Below are 17,021 nucleotides of genomic sequence, written 5' to 3'. Positions count from 1 at the left end.
CAGACGCGGCCGCATCGAGGCCGTGCCGACAGGAGACACCCGCTCGATGAAAGTCATCAGCTCCATTCATGAACTGCGCGACCAGTTGCGCGGCCAGAACCGCACCGCCTTCGTGCCGACGATGGGCAACCTCCACGAAGGCCATCTCTCGCTGATGCGGCTCGCGCGCCAGCACGGCGACCCGGTCGTGGCCAGCATCTTCGTGAACCGCCTGCAGTTCGGCCCGAACGAAGACTTCGACAAATATCCGCGCACGCTGCAGGACGACATCGAAAAGCTGCAGAAGGAAAACGTCTACGTGCTCTTCGCGCCGACCGAGAAGGACATGTATCCGCAGCCGCAGGAGTATCGCGTGCATCCGCCGCACAATCTCGGCGACATTCTCGAAGGCGAATTCCGCCCCGGCTTCTTCACCGGCGTGTGCACGGTGGTGATGAAGCTGATGTCGTGCGTGCAGCCGCGCGTCGCGGTGTTCGGGAAGAAGGACTATCAGCAGCTGATGATCGTGCGCGCCATGTGCAACCAGTTCGCGCTGCCCACGGAGATTGTCGCGGCCGAGACCGTGCGCGAGGACAACGGGCTGGCGCTCAGTTCGCGCAACCGCTTCCTCTCGGACGCCGAGCACGCCGAGGCGCCGCAGCTCGCCGCGCAGTTGCAGCGCGTGCGCGAGGCGGTGCTGTCGGGCAATCGCGATATCGCCGCGCTCGAACGCGAAGCGATGAACGCGCTCGCCGGACGCGGCTGGAAGCCCGACTACATCAGCGTGCGCAAGCGCGTCGACCTGCTGCCGCCGGGCGAGGCGGACGCGGATGCGCCGCTCGTCGTGCTCGCGGCGGCGAAGCTCGGCGCGACGCGCCTGATCGACAATCTGGAAATCTGAAGTATTTCAAGCATCTGAAGGAAGAGGAAAGAAGGACCATGCAGCGCACCTTGCTGAAATCGAAAATCCACCGCGCGACGGTCACGCACTGCGAGCTTCACTACGAGGGTTCGTGCGCGATCGACGAAGACCTGCTCGACGCCGCCAACCTGATGGAGAACGAGCAGATCGACATCTGGAACGTGAACAACGGCGAGCGCCTGACCACGTATGCGATCAAGGGCGAACGCGGCAGCGGCATGATCTCGCTGAACGGCTCGGCCGCGCGGCGGGCGCAACTGGGCGATCTGGTGATCATCGCGGCATTCGCGCAGGTGGACGAGGAAGAGATCAAGGCCGGCTGGAAGCCGGATCTCGTGTTCGTCGACGAGAAGAACCAGATCAAGGGCAGCCGGGATCACGTGCCGGTGCAGAGCTGGACGTGAGGGAAGCGCGTCGCCGCGCCTTGTGGGCGGGGCGCGACGTCGAAATAGCCGTATAGCAGATAAAACGGATTTAGCTGTTATGCGGCTAAATCCGGGCAAACGGGCCGATTCAATCGTATCGGCCGTTGCCTACCCGGACGAGTGGCCCGAAAAACCTCCGCCCGCTAATCAGCCTCACCCACTCACTTCTTCCCTGCCCACTCCACGATCGGCGCCCACTGCTCCAGATCCTTCTCGACCCGACTCTTCGCCACGTCCCACACCGTCAAGCCGTGCGCCGCGAGCTGCACGTAGTTCTGCGTGTCGCGCAGGAAGGCGAGCACCGGCAGCTCCAACCCCTCGACGAAACGATGCAACTGGTCCGCCGAGCGCGTGCGCGCATCGACCCGCATGCCCACCACGCCGATCTCGATCGCGCCCTTGCGCACCGCCTTTTCCTTCGCCAGACGAGTGAGGAAGTCCTGCGTGGCGAGGATGTCGAACATCGACGGCTGAAGCGGCACGATCACCTTGTCCGCCAGTTCCAGCGCCAGCGCGAGGCGGTTGCCGTGCACGCCGGCGGGGGTATCGACGACGGCTTTTTCCAGACCTTTGGGCGGCTTCGCCGGGGAATCGACATCGACGCCCCATTCCTCGATCTTCGGCAAGGTGTCCGGGCGTAGCGAAAGCCACGCGTGGGAGGAACGCTGCTTGTCGAGATCGGCGAGGGCGACCCATTCGCCCTGCGCCGCAAAATAGCCTGCCAGATTGGTCGCGAGCGTGCTCTTGCCTACGCCGCCCTTCGGATTTGCCACCACGATCACGGTCATGAAAGGTCCCGGAGAAAGTTCGGCGCGCCGCCCGGACGAGGCCGGACGACACGCGTTTTCGTCTTTATTGAATGAAATTCCTGGCGGATGCCTGTTTCGAGCGTTGATATTATCGGCAAAAGCGCGACATCCGGCATGTCGTCCGAACGGCCGGGACGGTGACTGCCGCTTGTCGTCCCGTTTGTCGTCCCGTTTGTCGTCCCGCTTCCGACCTTCCCATCACCCTCACCGGAACCGCCCACGCCCATGACTTCGCTCCGCCCCGATGTGACGCTCGACTTCCTGCGCAATCGTCAGAAAGGCCGCCTGCCCGATCTGCTGGGCGTGCAACTGCTGTCCCTCGATCAGGGCCGGCTGAGCGGCGAACTCGCGATCCGCCCGGAACTGCTCGCGCCCAACGGCTTTCTGCACGCCGCGACCGTGGTCGGCCTCGCGGACACCTGCTGCGGTTACGCGTGCATCGCGCATTTGCCCGAGAACGCGCAGAACTTCACCACGCTCGAACTGAAGAGCAATCACGTCTCGACGGCGCGCGAAGGCAAGATCGTCGCGGCCGCCACGGCGGTGCACCTCGGACGCAGCACGCAGGTCTGGGACGCGACGGTGACGAACGGCGACGGCAAGCTCATCGCCCTGTTCCGTTGCACGCAGATGATTCTCTACTGATGCCGAGGCCGATGCGGCGGCCCGAACGCCGCCTGTAGCGCGTCCAGGTCGAGCGCCTGGGCGAACGAATCGGCCAGACGGTCCAGCGACGCCTCGCGCAGCGCCGGATAGTCGAGCGCCTGCGCGTCCTGCACGCCCGCCCACGCGAGCAGGGCCGCGCAGGCTTCGGGGGTATCGAACACGCCGTGCAGATAGGTCGCGGCGATCTGGCCATCGGCGGACACGGCGCCGTCGCTGCGCCCGCCATCGAGCGCGACCAGCGGCCGGGCCAGCGCCGCGCCGTGCGTGCGGCCCATGTGGATCTCGTAGCCGCGCACGGGCGCATCCGCCGCGCCGACCGTCAACTGCCCGGTCACGTTCTCCAGTTGCTTGTGCGGCGTCAGCACGGTCGCGAGTTCGAGCAAGCCGAGCCCGTTCACACAGCCGGCGACGCCTTCCACGCCACCCGGATCGTCGATTTCCCGTCCGAGCATCTGCATCCCGCCGCAGATGCCGAGCACCTTGCCGCCATAGCGCAGATGCCGCTCGATCGCGCGGTCCCAGCCATGTTCGCGCAGCCAGGCGAGATCGCGCTGCACGCTCTTCGAGCCGGGCAACACGATGAGATCGGCCGGCGGCGGCGCGACGCCCGCGCGAATGTAGGTGAAATCGACCTGCGGATGCGCCCGCAGCGCATCGAAGTCCGTGTGATTGCTGATGCGCGGCAGCGCCGGCACGATCACCTTCAGCGCCGGCGCACTGCCGCGCGCGTGCGGCTGGCTCGGCAGCATGTCTTCGGCGTCGAGCGTGAGGCCGTGCAGATACGGCAGCACGCCGAACACCGGCTTGCCCGTCTGCGCTTCGAGCCAGTCGAGGCCCGGCTGCAGCAAGCCGATATCGCCGCGAAACCGGTTGATGACGAAGCCGCGCACGCGCGCGCTTTCGCTCTCCGAAAGACACGCGAGCGTGCCGACGAGATGCGCGAACACGCCACCGCGATCGATGTCGGCCACCAGCACGACCGGACAGTCGACCCGCTCCGCGAAGCCCATGTTGGCGATGTCGTTGTCGCGCAGATTGATTTCCGCCGGGCTGCCCGCGCCTTCGACGATCACCGCGTCGAACTCGTTGCACAGGCGCGCGTGGGAAGCGAGCACCGCGTCCAGCGCGATGCGCTTGAAGTCGTGATAGGCGCGCGCGTCGAGATTGGCATGCGCGTGACCGTGGATGATGACCTGCGCGCCCCGGTCGCTGGTCGGCTTGAGCAGCACCGGATTGAAGTCGATGCGCGCCGGCACGCCCGCCGCGACCGCCTGCAACGCCTGTGCGCGGCCGATCTCGCCGCCGTCCACCGTGACCGCGCTGTTCAGCGCCATGTTCTGCGGCTTGAACGGCGCGACCCGCACGCCGCCGCGCCGCGCGAGACGGCACAGGCCCGCGACGAGCGTGCTCTTGCCGGCATCGGAGGTGGTGCCCTGGATCATCAGCGTGCCGCGGGGCGTGAAAGACATACGAGGCCAATCCTGTGATGAACGACGCGCTATCTTAGCCCGTCAGTACAATGTCGCGATGACCCCGGATCTCACTTTCATCCTCGGCGGCGCGCGCTCCGGCAAGAGCGCACACGCCGAACGCCTCGCCGACGGCAGCGGACTGCCGGTCACCTATATCGCGACCGCGCGCATCGGCGACGCCGAATTCGAGCAACGCGTGCAGCTGCATCGCGAACGCAGGCCGGCGCACTGGCTGCTGGTCGAAGCGCCGCTCGATCTGGCGGGCGCGCTGCGCGCGGCGGATCGCGAGGATGGCTGCGTGCTGATCGATTGCCTCACGTTGTGGCTCACCAACCTGGTGTTTTCGTCCGATAACGACGGCGACGGCGACGACATCGCCGTATTTCCCGAGCGTGCCCAAACCGCCCTCGCCGACTTCGACGCCGCATTGGCCGACGTGCGCGGCAAGGTCATCGTCGTCAGCAACGAGATCGGGCTGGGCGTCGTGCCGCTCGGCTCGGTCACGCGTCTCTACGTGGACGAGCTCGGCCGGCTGAACCAGCGCGTCGCCGCCGCCAGCACGCGCGCCGTGCTGATGGCCGCGGGCCTGCCGCTCGTGCTCAAGGGCTGACGGAGGAATCGCTACGATGCTGCTGCTCTCCGTCTACGCCATGGCCTTGCTCGCGGTGCTTGGCGTGATCGTCGACCGGTTGTTCGGCGAACCGCGCGCGCGGCATCCGCTGGTCGGCTTCGGCCAGCTCGCGACGAAGCTCGAAGCGCGCATGAACACCGGTTTCCGCGCCCGGCCCGCGGGCATGCTCGCGTGGTTCGCGCTGGTGGCGCCGCCGGTTGCCGTGGCATGGCTGCTGGTCAGCGTGCTGCCGTTCGCCTATGCGAGTCTCGTGCACGTGCTGCTGCTCTGGTTCGCGCTCGGCGCAAAGAGTCTGCGCCAGCACATCGCGCCGATTGCACGCGCGCTGAGTTTCGGCGACCTCGACCGCGCCCGCGCGCTGACGGCGCGCATCGTGTCGCGCGATACCTCGCAGGCCGATGAAAACGCCCTCTCGCGCGCGGCGGTCGAATCGGCGCTGGAAAACGGCAACGATGCGATCTTCGGCGCGCTGTTCTGGTTCGCCGTCGCGGGCGGACCAGGCGCGCTGATGTTCCGGCTCGCCAACACGCTCGACGCGATGTGGGGCTATCGCACGCCGCGCTTCCTGCGCTTCGGCTGGGCGGCGGCACGCTTCGACGACGTGCTCAACTTCATTCCCGCGCGCCTGACGGCCGCGAGCTACGCGCTCGCCGGCGACACGCACATGGCCTGGCACTGCTGGCGCACCCAGGCGCGTTCCTGGGACAGCCCGAACGCCGGCCCGGTGATGGCCGCGGGCGCGGGCAGCCTGAACGTGCTGATCGGCGGCGCGGCGGTGTATCACGGCAAGCTGGAGGCGCGGCCGACGCTCGGCGCGGGGCACAGCGCGAATCCGAAGCATGTGGTCGCGGCATTGCGGCTGGTTGAGCGCGCGACCTTGATGTGGCTCGCGGTGCTGCTGGTGCTCGCCGTCGCGAGCGTGACGACGGGCGGCTGACATGACTCACACCAGGCAACCTGAAGACGCTGACGACGCCGACGCCCCGGTGCGCCACGGCGGCAACCTGCGCGAAGCCGCGCGCCGCTACGACATTCCCTTCGAAGACTGGCTCGATCTCTCGACCGGCATCAATCCGCACGGCTATCCGGTGCCGCCGGTGCCGCCCGATGCCTGGCGCCGTCTGCCCGAAGACGACGACGGTCTCGGCGACACCGCAGCGCTCTACTACGGCGCTCCGTGCGCGCTGCCGGTCGCGGGTTCGCAGGCCGCGATCCGCGCGCTGCCGGCGCTGTTGCGGCCGGGCATGGTGGGCGTCGCGCCGCTGACTTACGGCGAGTACGCGCCGGCATTCCGCCGCGCCGGCCACACGGTCGTGACGCTCGACATTCACACGCAGGCTTTGCCGGATGCACTCGATCACGTCATCGTCGCCAATCCGAACAACCCGACCGCCGAATCCCTCCCGCGCGACACGCTGCTGCGCTGGCATGAACGGCTGGCTTCGCGCGGCGGCACGCTGTTCGTCGACGAAGCGTTTGCCGATGTCGATCCCTCTGCATCGCTCGCGGGCGAAACCGCACGCGAAGGTCTCGTCGTGCTGCGCTCGGTGGGCAAGTTCTTCGGGCTTGCAGGTATCCGCGCGGGGTTCGTGCTGGCCTCGCCAGCCGTCGTCGACCCACTGCGCGCGATGCTCGGCGCCTGGACCGTGAGCGGACCGGCGCGGCATGCGGTCGAAGCCGCGTTCGCCGACCGCGCCTGGCAACGCGACACACGCGCGCGCCTGCATCGCGATGGCGCGCGTCTCGCCGCCCTGCTCGCGAATCACGGCCTCGACGCGCGCGGCACGCCGCTGTTTGCATGGATGCCCGTACCGGACGCGGCCGCGCTCCAGCACGAACTCGCGCGGCGCGGCATCTGGACGCGTCTCTTCGACCTGCCCGGCATGACGCCGAGCCTGCGCGTCGGCCTGCCGGGCGCCGAGGGCGACTGGGTGCGTCTGGCGCGCGCGCTGGCGGAGATTCGCGGATGATCGCGCGCGCTCTGCTTGCGAGCCTGCTGATGGCGGTCTGCGTGAATCTGCACGCCGCCATCACCGTCACCGACGACAGCGGCGCCGCCGTCAAGCTCGCGCAGCCGGCGCGGCGGGTCGTCAGCCTCGCGCCGCACGTCACCGAACTGCTGTTCGCGGCAGGCGGCGGCGCGCGCGTGGTCGGCGCGGTGAGCTATAGCGACTATCCGAAGGAAGCGCAGGCCATTCCCCGCGTCGGCGACAACAAGGCGCTCGATCTGGAGCGCATCGTCGCGCTGCATCCGGACCTGATCGTGGTCTGGCGGCATGGCAATGCGGCGCGTCAGCTCGACCGGCTGAAAGCGCTCGGCGTGCCGATCTATTTTAACGAGCCGAAGCATCTCGCCGATATCGCGAAGAGCCTCACGAAGCTCGGCGCGCTGCTCGGCACGCAGGCCACCGCGCGCGCCGCCGCCGATGCCTTCACCGACGACATCGCCCAGTTGCGTGAACGCTATGCCCGGCGGCCGCCCGTGAGCGTGTTCTATCAGGTCTGGGACGAGCCGCTGATGACGCTCAATCGCGACAATGTGTTCGATGAAGTGATCACGCTGTGCGGGGGCGTGAATGTGTTCGCGGCCGAGCCGCTGCGCGTGCCGACGGTCTCGGCGGAAGCCGTGCTCGCGGCAAATCCCGAAGCCATCGTCACCGCGACGCCCGGCGCGACGCCGCCGGACCGGCCCTTGCCGGCATTCGATCGCTGGCGGCGCTGGACCGCGCTGACTGCCGTGGCGCGCGGCAATCTGTTCGGCATCGACGGCGATCTCATCAACCGGCCGACACCCCGTCTCGCGCTGGGCGCGGCGCAACTGTGCCGTGATCTCGACGACGCCCGCGCACGCCGAGCACGATAATCACGCGTTCCAGCGCACCAGCAGCCACTGTCCGCGCACGCGCCTGAACCATGCGATGCCGTTGAAATCGAGCGGCCATTGCAGCGCGTGCTCATTCGCGATGCCCAGCACGTGCGCCGCCAGCAGCCGCATCACGCCCGCATGCGCGACGACGTGCACGGTCTGCTCGCCGGAGCAGGTGTCGTCGAACCACGCGATCACGCGGCGCGCGAACTGCACCAGATTCTCGCCGCCATGCGGACGCGCATGCTCGATGTCGGCCGCCCAGGCATCGATGAGCGCGCGCTCGATGCCGTCCCACGTGCGCCCTTCCCACGCGCCGAAGTTCATCTCGGCGAGGCGCGGGTCGAGATGAAGCGGGGCATTCGGCGACAGCGCACGGGCGAGCGATGCGCAGCGAAGCAACGGACTGGCGTGCCAGCCCGCGACGCAGCCGGGCACCTTCAGCGCCTGCATGCGCGCCGACAACTCGAGCGCCGACTCAGCGACGTCACGCAGCAAGGGCACGTCCGTCTGCCCATAGCAGACACCGGCCTCGATGGCCGCTTCCGGATGGCGGATCAGAACGAGATCCATGCGAGCTCGACGAGATAGATCGTGATTTCGAACACTTGCTGCGCGAAGCCGAGGCAGTCGCCCGTATAGCCGCCGATGCGCCGCACGAAGTATCGGCCGATCATCCAGCGCAGCACGCACAGCACGGCAATCGTCACCCCGGCCAGCTTCCAGTCCAGCGCGAAGAGCCAGGGCACGCCGAACAGCAGCGCCCATCCGAACGATGCCCGACTCATGCGCTGCGCGACCGGCCGGGCCTTGCCTTCGGCGCGCACGTAGTCGAGCGTGACGAGATAGCTGATCGCAAAGGCGCGGCTCGCGGCGTGCGCGCCGATCATCGTCCATGCGACGCGATACGGCGGCAACGCAGCCAGCGCCTGCCACTTGAGCGCCAGCGCGATCACGAGCGCTATCGCCCCAAACGCGCCGATGCGCGAATCGTGCATGATGCGCAGCGCATCGTCCTTCGTGTACGCTCCGCCGAAGGCATCGACGCAATCGGCGAGGCCATCTTCGTGGAATGCGCCGGTCAGCAGGAGCGTCGCGGCCATCGAAAGCAGCACGGCGACGCCCGCCGGAAACACCCGCCACGCAGCCAGCCAGACCAGCGCCGCAAGCGCGCCGACCAGCACGCCCACCAGCGGAAAATAGCGCGCCGCCGCGTTCAGATAGTCGCGCTCGAATCCGACCCAGCGCGGCACCGGCACGCGCGTGAAATAGCCGAGCGCGGTGAAGAAGTAGCGCAGTTCGTCGAGCGGGCGCTGCATCTCAGCCGGCCTGATCCGACACGCCCGCCGACTCGAAGCTCGCCATCTCATCGAGGAAGGCGACAGCCGCGCGCAACACCGGCAGCGCGAGCGCGGCGCCGGTGCCTTCGCCCAGACGCAGGTCGAGTTGCAGCAGCGGCGCCGCGCCAAGATGCGCGAGCATGCGCCGATGACCGGTCTCGTCCGATGCATGCGCGAACACGCAGTAGTCGAGCACCGCCGGCGCGAGCGTCGCGGCGACCAGCAGCGCCGACGTCGCGATGAAGCCATCGACGAGGATCGTCATGCCCGCACGCGCGGCCTCGAGACACGCGCCCGTCATCATCGCGATCTCGAAGCCGCCGAAGGTCGCGAGGGTATCGACGGCATCGCCGGTGTCGGCATGCAGCGCCAGCGCGCGGCCCAGCACCTCGCGCTTGTGCGCGAGACCGCGGTCGTCGAGACCCGTGCCGCGGCCGACACAGTCGTCGATCGGCACGCCGCACAGGCGGCTCATCAGGCACGCCGCCGCCGACGTGTTCGCGATCCCCATTTCCCCAAAGCCGATCACGTTCGTGCCCAGCGCCGCATGGCGGCGCACGCACGCCGCGCCGCGCGCGATGGCGTCCAGCGCGGTCGCGCGCGACATCGCGGGCTCGCGCGCGAAGTTGCGCGTGCCGGGGCCGAGCGACTCGCGTTCATAGCCCACGTCCGGACCTGCCTGCACAGCCGGAATCGGCGTCGCGACGCCCGCATCGACGATCTCCAGCGTCATCCCCACTGAGCGCGACAGCGCGTTAATCGCCGCGCCGCCCGCCAGGAAATTCGCGACCATCTGCGCGGTCACTTCCTGCGGATACGAACTCACGCCTTCCGCGGCGATACCGTGATCGGCGGCGAACACGATCATCGCCGGACGCACGATGCGCGGCTTCGTCGTGCGCTGGATCAGTCCCGCTTGCAGCGCGAGCGCTTCGAGCCGCCCGAGGCTGCCGCGCGGCTTGGTCTTCATGTCGATGACGCGGCGCAGTTCGGCTTCGAGCGAACGGTCGAGTGCGGGCGGGAGCGGGATGTCGTTGAGCGTGGACATCGATATTCCTTCAGAAACGTGGGATGGAAGGCACGAGCGCCTCGTGATCGCCGTCGCGCAGCAGCGCGAGCGGATAGCCGAACGCCGCGCTGGCGCGTTCGGGCGTCAGCACCTCGGCGACCGGGCCCGCACAGGCGTGGCCGTGGCCATCGAGCAGCAAGGCATGCGTCGCGAAGCGGCGCGCGAGATTCAGGTCATGGCACGAGAACACGACGGTGCGGGCGAAGCCCGCTGGATGAGCAGTCGCGCCCGTCGCCGCGCGTAACGCATGCAGGCACGCGATCTGATGATGCAGGTCCAGATGCGCCAGGGGTTCGTCGAGCAGCAGCAGCGGCGCGTTCTGGCACAGCACCGCCGCGAGCGCGACCCGCTGCCGTTCGCCGCCGGACAGCGTGAGCACGTCGCGCGTCGCGAACGGCGCAAGGCCGAGCGCGTCGAGCGCCGCGTGCGCGGCGGCGCGATCGTCGGCGCTTTCCCAGCCCCAGCCGGTCAGATACGGAAAGCGGTTGAGCAGCACGGTGTCCAGCACGCTGGCGCTGAAGGCGTCGTGGATCGCCTGCGGCATCAACGCGCGCACGCGTGCAAGCTGCGCAGCGCGCCACGACGCAAGCGCGCGGCCATCGAGCAAGACGCGGCCCGCATCCGGTGCGCTCAACCCGGCCAGCACATGGATGAGCGTCGTCTTGCCCGCGCCGTTCGGGCCCGCGATGCACCACATCTCGCCCGGCGCGAAGGTCTGCGTCAGGCTGTCGATCAGCGTGCGCTTGCCGGCCCGCAGCACGATGGCGTCGAGATGCAGGTTCATCGCGGCCTCCGCAGCAGCATCCAGAGGAACATCGGCACGCCGGCCAGCGCCGTCACCACGCCCACCGGCAACTGCGCGGGCGCGATCACGGTGCGCGCGGCGAGGTCGGCGGCCATCACCGCGAGACCGCCCGCCAGCGCGGCAGCGGGCATCAGCATGCGCTGATCATTGCCGAACGCGAGCCGCAGCAGATGCGGCACGACCAGTCCGACGAAGCCGAGCGTGCCCGCCGTGGTCACCGCTGCCGCAGCCGCCAGCGATGCGACCACGTAGACACGCAGCCGCAGACGCGCCACCGGCACGCCGAGCGCCTGCGCGGCGCTGTCGCCGCGCAGCAGCACGTTCAACTGCGGCGCGACGGGGAGGATCAACAACAGCGCGAGCACCAGCGCCAGCAGCGCGGGCCACGGCGTGGCGGCGCCGTCGAGATCGCCGGTCAGCCAGAAGATCATGCCGCGCAGGCGGTTGTCGGGCGCGATGCTCAACATCAGCGTGATGAGCGCGCCCCAGCCCGATGCGATCACGACGCCCGTCAGCAAGAGCCGCGGCGATGCGTCCTGCGTGCCGCGCCACAGATCACGGCGCGCCAGTCCGAGCACCAGGACGATCGATGCGAATGCGCCCGCGCAGGCGGCGAGATCGACGCCCCACCACGGCAGCGCGGCCAGCATCGCCGCCAGCGCGAAGCTGGCCGCGCCGCCCGAGACGCCGAGCACGTAGGGTTCCGCCAGCGGGTTGCGCAGCAGCACCTGCAACAGCGCCCCGGCCAGCGCGAGCAGCGCGCCCGACGCAAAGCCCGCGAGGGCGCGCGGCAGGCGCAGCGTGAGCACGATGTCGTCGGCGATGTCAGGCGTGGCGGACCCCGCATGAGAGAGCGCATGAAGCAGCGCGGCGAACGCGCGCGACGGCGGCAGCGCGACGCTGCCCAGCGCGAGCGAGGCGATCAGCACCGCGCACGCCGCGGCGGCAAGACAGGCCCAGATCGCGGCGGCGCGCGCGCCGTTCATGCCGCGCAACCGCTCAGGCGCGCGGCTCACGACGGATGCCAGCCCAGCGTGAGATAAGCGCCGCGTCGCGGGGTGTTGTAGGCATACGCAAGCTCATAGTCCTTGTCGAAGAGATTGTCGACGCGCGCCGTGACATACCACGACTTCGAGATGTCATAGCGCGCCGACAGGTTCACGATGCCGTAGCCCGCCAGCGTCGAATCGTAATCGCTGCGCTGGCCGCTCACGAGCCACTCGCCGCCCACGCGCCAGCGCCCGATCGTGCGATGCGCGCTCAGCGTCGCGAAATGCCGCGCGCGCCGCGTCAGGTCCTGGTGATTCGTTTCATCGACGGGATTCTGGAACGTGACGCCCGCGCGCACATCCGTTCTGCCGACATGCCCCGCCCACGATCCCTCGATGCCCTGCACCTTCGCCCGCCCGACATTCTGCGCGGTGTAGTAGAAGCCGCCGTCGGACACGTAGTCGATCAGGTTCGAGTAGCGCGTCTGGAACAGCGTGACGCGCAGCACGCCGAGTCCGCTCGACGCATACTGCAACGCCGCTTCGACCGAATGGCTGCGCTCCGGCTGAATCGACGGATTGCCGCTGAACGGATAGTAGAGATCGTCGAAGCTCGGCGCGCGGAACGAGGCGGCATAGCTCGCGCTCGCCTTCCAGTGCGCGTCGATGTTGTACGCGTAGCCGAGATAGTAGCTGTTCGCGCCGCCGAAATCGGAATACTGGTCGTGACGCAGGTTCGCCTGGAATTCGCTCGCGCCCAGATGGCCGACATAGCCCGCGAACACCGAGTTCACGTGCCGGTCGGGCGCGCTGAACTGATCGGAATCGAGCGTCTGGTCGAGGTGCTCGTAGCCGAAGAGGAACGTGTGCGCGTCGCTGATGCGGATGTCGTTTTGCCACGTGTACTGACGGTTCTCGGAATTGAAGCGGCTCGTATAGACGCCGTTCTGCTCGATGTTCGCGCGGTCCTGGCCCTGCGCGATCGTGAAGTGCGTGGTCCAGTTGCCGGTGAGTTTGCCATTGGCGAACACCGACGCCGAACGCACGCGGTTATGCGATTCGTTGAGATCGGTCGGCTGGCCATAGGCATCGTCGAAGCTGCTGATGCCGTTCGACTGCAGAAAGCGCACGCCCGCATCCCATTGGTCGTTGAACCTGTGGCGCAAGGTCGCAGCGACGCTCTCGTTCAGATAGCCGTTCGCGTTGGGATTCGCGCCGGGCGCGAGATTCGGATCGATCGACGAGAAGCCGTCGGTCTTTTCGCGCGACACGTTCAGGCTGAAGGTGGTGCGCCCGTCCTGGTCCAGCGCGCCGTTCACGCCGGCGGACTGGCGCTGCGTGTGATAGCTGCCGAGCTCGGTCTCGAAGCTGAAGCGCGGCGGATGCGGCTCGCCCTCCTTCGTGAAGATCTGCACGACCCCGCCGATCGCGCTGGAACCATACAGCGCCGAAACATTGCCATTCACCACCTCGACGCGGCCGATTTGATCGAGCATCACTTGCGACAGCTGCGCCGCGCCGAGCGATGCCGATTCGACCCGGACGCCATCGATCAGCACGAGCGACTGCGACGACGACGCGCCGCGAATGAAGAGTCCCGAGTTCGCGCCCGGTCCGCCGTTGCGCGTGATCTGTACGCCGGGCGCGAGCGCGATGAGGCCGAGTGCGTCGTCGGCGTTGCTGTCGGCAATGTCCTGTGCATCGAACAGCGAGGTCTGCGGAATGGAATCGGCGAGCGGCTGCGCTGCACGCGTTGCAGTGATGACGACAGGCGCAAGCGTTTGCGAAGCGTCATCCGTGGCGGTGGTCGTCGCGGCTTGCGCGACGCCGGCGAGCGGCAGGAGAAAGGTGGCAGCGGCGAGGCCGCGACTGGAAAGGCCGTCCCGGACGGAGGCCCATGGCGATTGCATGACGAGTGTTCCCGTGGAGGATGAGCGCGGCCCCGCTCCCCGCGAGGTTCGATGCGCGACGAACGCGCCCTGCCGTTCGGGATCATGCAGTGATCGTGCGATGACCGGCGGCAGGCGCGTGGCACTCTGGCCGGTATCCGGGCTGGCGACGCATCGTCCCGCCTTCCCGCGCATCATGCGCAGTGGCGTCGACACGTTTCTTGCAGAGGCCGACGAGCGGCCCGGCGTATGGATGAATCCATGCGCCCGCACTGCAAAAACGCGTATGAGACGACTTGCAACTTGCGTTGCGGTCGCTTACCGTTGCGGGGGCAGCACAGGTTGGCTCCGTCTTGTTTGGCCGCCGTTCACATGTTCGGCTGCTTCGAGGACTTCGCTCCCTGTTTCCCGTTTGACTGCATGCGCGAGAGCCGCGCATGCGAGCACCAGAAGTGCAGCAAGTGTAGGAGCGCGGGTCGGGACCGTCAAGAAACGGCGAACCCTGGCGCGAAGGACAGCAGGCGGCGCGTGAAGATGCAAAGAACAAACGAACTCAGCGAGCGAGAATCAGCCTGACTGTATTCACGAGCAAATCAACGCTCGTGTTTTCTGCACACGAATGCATCGCGAGATGCGCGAGAACCCGGGGTTTGCGCGCACGATCGCGTGCTGTTACGTCTCGAAACGAGACAATTATCGGTAGCTCCGTTGAACCGCGCTAAAATGCGAGGTCTTTAGAGGACGCAGCACATGCTCAACGAACTCGAATCACTGTCAGGAAACATCGGCCGGCTGATCCAGATCAGCGAGCGCCACAATCAGGCGCGTGCCGCGCTGCAAGAACAACTCGAACAACTGCGCACCGAGTACGCCAATCTCCAGGCCGACCTCGCGCAAGTCCGCGAAGAACGCGACACGCTGCAATCCGAACGCGATTCCCTCTCCGCCAAGATCGACGACGCGCAAGTCCGCCTCAACGCGATCCTCGAAAAGCTGCCGCGCGCGAAGTCCGCACAGCACGGCGAAGCCGACAATCAACTCGATCTCCTCGAAGCCGATTCGCCGGACGCGCATGAACATGCCCATGCGTCCGAAGCGGAATTGCACGGCGAGCATCATCAAGGAGAGAAGGCATGACGACCACGCAAATCGAAGTCTCCATTCTGGGGCAGCCCTATCGCCTCGCCTGCTCGCCTGAAACGGAAGGCGCGTTGCGCGAAGCCGTCGCGCGCGTCGATGCCGAGATGAACAAGGTGCGCAATGCCAGCAACGTGCGCGGCACGGATCGCATCGCGGTGATGGCGGCATTGTCGCTGGCGTCGGAATTGCTCAAGCTGCAGGACAGCGTGCGTCACGGCGAAGCCTTCCCGGCCGAGGAAATCCGTCGCACGATGCACTCGATGAACGAGCAGCTCGGCGCCGTCATTGCACAATACGAAGTGCAATAAAGCGCGTTGATGCGGTGCGTCGGAGCGCGGCTGCGAAGGCTCAGTGAAGGCACAACCAAGGCACAATCAGCGCGCCACGTCGATCGAAAAAAGAAACCGCAGCGGGGCTGCAGAAGGCAAACGATTGGTGTAGAGTGACGTTTCCCTGCCTGGTACGCCAAGGTCATATATTCCTTGAACCAATGCTACATTGGCACGGTTGCGGAACCTTGCAACATGGGCGCGCGCGTCGCTAGTCCGATGTACCCGAAGTGTTGCTTACCGCGACCAATCTTGAACCCAGGTTCAGGATGCCGGCCTAGCGGCTATGGCGGGGACCTCATCTCAAACGGCATCGGTTTTTCCGATGCCGTTTTCATTTGCGGCAGTGCTTTTGCATCCCCCTTCCCATCGTCGATCACGCATAACGAACAATCATGCGCTACTGGCTGATGAAGTCCGAACCGGACGAAGCGAGCATCGATCACCTGGCGCACGCGCCGAAGAAAACCCTGCCGTGGACGGGCGTGCGCAACTATCAGGCGCGCAACTTCATGCGCGACCAGATGCAGGTCGGCGACGGCGTGCTGTTCTATCATTCGAGCTGTCCGGAGCCGGGCATCGCGGGTATCGCGAAGGTCTGCTCCACGGCCTATCCGGATCCCACGCAGTTCGATTCCAAGAGCCACTACTACGATCCGAAGTCCACGCAGGAAACGCCGCGCTGGATGTTGGTCGACGTGAAGTTCGTCAAGAAGACGCCGCTGATTTCGCTCGCCACGTTGCGCGAGCATGCTGAACTCGCGGACATGCAGGTGCTCGCACGCGGCAATCGTCTTTCGATCACGCCCGTCACCGATGCGCAATGGCGCTTCATTACCGAGCGTCTCGTCTAACAAGGAACTTACGACACACGGCCGCCGCCTAAAGGCCGTCGCACATCATGCGACGCAACACGTGATTGCCTTTGCGTCTGGAGCCTTCGATGACCTACAAGAAAACTGCCGCCGCCCTCGCCCTGCTCGCGATGTCCGGCGCCGCGTTCACCTTCTCTCAATCCGCCGCCGCGCAGACGGTGATCAATCAGCAGCCCGCGGGCGTGCTGTCGCTGTCGGCGCAATCGAGCGCGCAGGTGGCGCAGGATGTCGTGACCATCACGCTGTTCTACGAACAGGAAGCGGCCGATCCCTCCTCCCTCACCAACACGCTCAATCAACGCGCCGAGTCGGCCTTGCGCGAGGCACGGGGCGTCGACGGCGTGACGGCCAGGAGCGGCTCGTTCACCGTGTATCCGTCCACCGATCGCGATGGCAAGATCTCCGCCTGGCGCGGCCGCACGGAAGTCGTGCTCGAATCGCACGATTTCGCGGCGGCCTCGAAGCTCGCGGGCAAGATGAGCGCGTCGATGCAGGTGGGCAGCGTGGCCTTCTCGCTGTCGCCGGAAGCACAGCGCGCGGCCGAGCAGAAACTCGTGACGCAGGCCATCGACTCGTTCCGCAAGCAGGCGCAGACCGCCGCGCAGTCGTTCGGCTACAGCAATTTCTCGATCAGGGAAGTGAACATCGGACACAGCGGCGTTCAGCCGCGCCCGGTCATGATGATGCAGTCACGCGCGATGAGCGCCGATGCGAAGATGGCCGCGCCCATCGCGATGGAAGCCGGCACGACGACCGTGACCGTCGATGTGAACGGCTCCGTGCAGATGGGGCGGTAAGCGGTACGCGGGGCGCTC

19 protein-coding genes, 1 other RNA gene and 1 riboswitch are annotated in these 17,021 nt (G+C 67.2%); of the genes, 12 read left to right on the top strand and 8 right to left on the bottom strand.

The window, feature by feature from the left end:
- Nucleotides 1-46 precede the first annotated feature (46 nt).
- A complete protein-coding gene (gene panC, locus QCE83_RS02940) occupies nucleotides 47-880 on the top strand; it encodes a pantoate--beta-alanine ligase (RefSeq protein WP_309807528.1) in 834 nt (277 codons plus the stop codon).
- 38 nt (nucleotides 881-918) lie between these two features.
- On the top strand, nucleotides 919-1,305 hold the full coding sequence (panD, locus tag QCE83_RS02935) for an aspartate 1-decarboxylase (RefSeq protein ID WP_309807527.1): 387 nt from the start codon (nucleotides 919-921) through the stop codon (nucleotides 1,303-1,305).
- 182 nt (nucleotides 1,306-1,487) lie between these two features.
- Here panD and QCE83_RS02930 read toward each other — a convergent pair whose 3' ends face one another.
- Nucleotides 1,488-2,114 (bottom strand): ParA family protein, encoded by a 627-nt coding sequence (locus QCE83_RS02930; RefSeq protein ID WP_309807526.1) that lies wholly within the window; start codon nucleotides 2,112-2,114, stop codon nucleotides 1,488-1,490.
- 246 nt (nucleotides 2,115-2,360) lie between these two features.
- Here QCE83_RS02930 and QCE83_RS02925 point away from each other — a divergent pair, with 246 nt between their 5' ends.
- Complete coding sequence (locus QCE83_RS02925; RefSeq protein ID WP_309807524.1) at nucleotides 2,361-2,780, top strand: PaaI family thioesterase; 420 nt, start codon at nucleotides 2,361-2,363, stop codon at nucleotides 2,778-2,780.
- Here the strand turns inward: QCE83_RS02925 and QCE83_RS02920 are convergent.
- The gene (locus QCE83_RS02920) at nucleotides 2,774-4,270 is read right to left on the bottom strand and encodes a cobyric acid synthase (RefSeq protein ID WP_309807523.1); all 1,497 of its coding nucleotides are present in this window, start codon (nucleotides 4,268-4,270) and stop codon (nucleotides 2,774-2,776) included. The two genes, QCE83_RS02925 and QCE83_RS02920, sit on opposite strands and share 7 nt — an antisense overlap.
- A gap of 58 nt (nucleotides 4,271-4,328) precedes the next feature.
- Between QCE83_RS02920 and cobU the strand changes: the two genes are divergently transcribed.
- The 4 genes from cobU to QCE83_RS02900 are packed head-to-tail and all read left to right on the top strand — an operon-like array spanning nucleotide 4,329 to nucleotide 7,767.
- Nucleotides 4,329-4,883, top strand: coding sequence for a bifunctional adenosylcobinamide kinase/adenosylcobinamide-phosphate guanylyltransferase (cobU, locus tag QCE83_RS02915; protein WP_309807521.1), 555 nt, complete (start codon nucleotides 4,329-4,331; stop codon nucleotides 4,881-4,883).
- A 16-nt stretch (nucleotides 4,884-4,899) separates the two neighbouring features.
- Nucleotides 4,900-5,841 carry an adenosylcobinamide-phosphate synthase CbiB gene (gene cbiB / locus QCE83_RS02910; protein ID WP_309807520.1) on the top strand — a complete coding sequence of 314 codons (942 nt, stop codon included), beginning with the start codon at nucleotides 4,900-4,902 and terminating at the stop codon, nucleotides 5,839-5,841.
- 1 nt (nucleotide 5,842) lies between these two features.
- Complete coding sequence (gene cobD, locus QCE83_RS02905; RefSeq protein WP_309807519.1) at nucleotides 5,843-6,874, top strand: threonine-phosphate decarboxylase CobD; 1,032 nt, start codon at nucleotides 5,843-5,845, stop codon at nucleotides 6,872-6,874.
- Nucleotides 6,871-7,767, top strand: a complete 897-nt coding sequence (locus tag QCE83_RS02900; RefSeq protein ID WP_309807517.1) for a cobalamin-binding protein — start codon at nucleotides 6,871-6,873, stop codon at nucleotides 7,765-7,767. The genes cobD and QCE83_RS02900 overlap by 4 nt, the downstream gene beginning before the upstream one ends.
- On the opposite strand, the gene QCE83_RS02895 is transcribed toward QCE83_RS02900, so the two are convergent.
- From QCE83_RS02895 to QCE83_RS02870, 6 genes are read right to left on the bottom strand one after another with little or no spacing between them, the layout of a single operon-like run.
- Nucleotides 7,768-8,343: a histidine phosphatase family protein gene (locus QCE83_RS02895; RefSeq protein WP_309807515.1), complete on the bottom strand. Its 576-nt coding sequence runs from the start codon at nucleotides 8,341-8,343 to the stop codon at nucleotides 7,768-7,770.
- The gene (locus QCE83_RS02890) at nucleotides 8,328-9,089 is read right to left on the bottom strand and encodes an adenosylcobinamide-GDP ribazoletransferase (protein WP_309807514.1); all 762 of its coding nucleotides are present in this window, start codon (nucleotides 9,087-9,089) and stop codon (nucleotides 8,328-8,330) included. The genes QCE83_RS02895 and QCE83_RS02890 overlap by 16 nt, the downstream gene beginning before the upstream one ends.
- A 1-nt stretch (nucleotide 9,090) precedes the next feature.
- Nucleotides 9,091-10,158, bottom strand: coding sequence for a nicotinate-nucleotide--dimethylbenzimidazole phosphoribosyltransferase (gene cobT / locus QCE83_RS02885; RefSeq protein ID WP_309807513.1), 1,068 nt, complete (start codon nucleotides 10,156-10,158; stop codon nucleotides 9,091-9,093).
- 10 nt (nucleotides 10,159-10,168) lie between these two features.
- The gene (locus QCE83_RS02880; protein WP_309807512.1) at nucleotides 10,169-10,963 is read right to left on the bottom strand and encodes an ABC transporter ATP-binding protein; all 795 of its coding nucleotides are present in this window, start codon (nucleotides 10,961-10,963) and stop codon (nucleotides 10,169-10,171) included.
- Entirely contained in the window at nucleotides 10,960-11,970 is a 1,011-nt protein-coding gene (locus QCE83_RS02875; protein ID WP_309811411.1) for an iron ABC transporter permease, read from the bottom strand. Before QCE83_RS02875 ends, QCE83_RS02880 begins: the two co-directional genes overlap by 4 nt.
- A gap of 26 nt (nucleotides 11,971-11,996) precedes the next feature.
- Nucleotides 11,997-13,883 (bottom strand): TonB-dependent receptor domain-containing protein, encoded by a 1,887-nt coding sequence (locus QCE83_RS02870; RefSeq protein WP_309807511.1) that lies wholly within the window; start codon nucleotides 13,881-13,883, stop codon nucleotides 11,997-11,999.
- Nucleotides 13,884-13,993: 110 nt separating this feature from the next.
- Nucleotides 13,994-14,328, bottom strand: a riboswitch (cobalamin riboswitch).
- Nucleotides 14,329-14,612: 284 nt separating this feature from the next.
- On the opposite strand from QCE83_RS02870, the gene QCE83_RS02865 reads away from it, so the two are divergent.
- The 5 genes from QCE83_RS02865 to QCE83_RS02845 all read left to right on the top strand — a co-directional run bounded on the left by QCE83_RS02865 (nucleotide 14,613) and on the right by QCE83_RS02845 (nucleotide 17,003).
- Entirely contained in the window at nucleotides 14,613-14,999 is a 387-nt protein-coding gene (locus QCE83_RS02865) for an ATPase (protein WP_309807510.1), read from the top strand.
- Complete coding sequence (locus tag QCE83_RS02860) at nucleotides 14,996-15,310, top strand: cell division protein ZapA (RefSeq protein WP_035508245.1); 315 nt, start codon at nucleotides 14,996-14,998, stop codon at nucleotides 15,308-15,310. The genes QCE83_RS02865 and QCE83_RS02860 overlap by 4 nt, the downstream gene beginning before the upstream one ends.
- A 139-nt stretch (nucleotides 15,311-15,449) precedes the next feature.
- Nucleotides 15,450-15,631, top strand: a non-coding RNA gene (ssrS, locus tag QCE83_RS02855) — 6S RNA.
- A gap of 95 nt (nucleotides 15,632-15,726) precedes the next feature.
- Nucleotides 15,727-16,185, top strand: coding sequence for an EVE domain-containing protein (locus QCE83_RS02850; protein ID WP_309807508.1), 459 nt, complete (start codon nucleotides 15,727-15,729; stop codon nucleotides 16,183-16,185).
- A gap of 89 nt (nucleotides 16,186-16,274) precedes the next feature.
- Entirely contained in the window at nucleotides 16,275-17,003 is a 729-nt protein-coding gene (locus QCE83_RS02845; RefSeq protein WP_309807507.1) for an SIMPL domain-containing protein, read from the top strand.
- Nucleotides 17,004-17,021: the final 18 nt, after the last annotated feature.

Origin of the sequence: Caballeronia sp. LZ034LL (assembly GCF_031451215.1) — a bacterium.
Taxonomy (GTDB): domain Bacteria; phylum Pseudomonadota; class Gammaproteobacteria; order Burkholderiales; family Burkholderiaceae; genus Caballeronia.
Note: the sequence above shows the minus strand (reverse complement) of the source record. Positions and strands in the feature narration are given on the sequence as shown.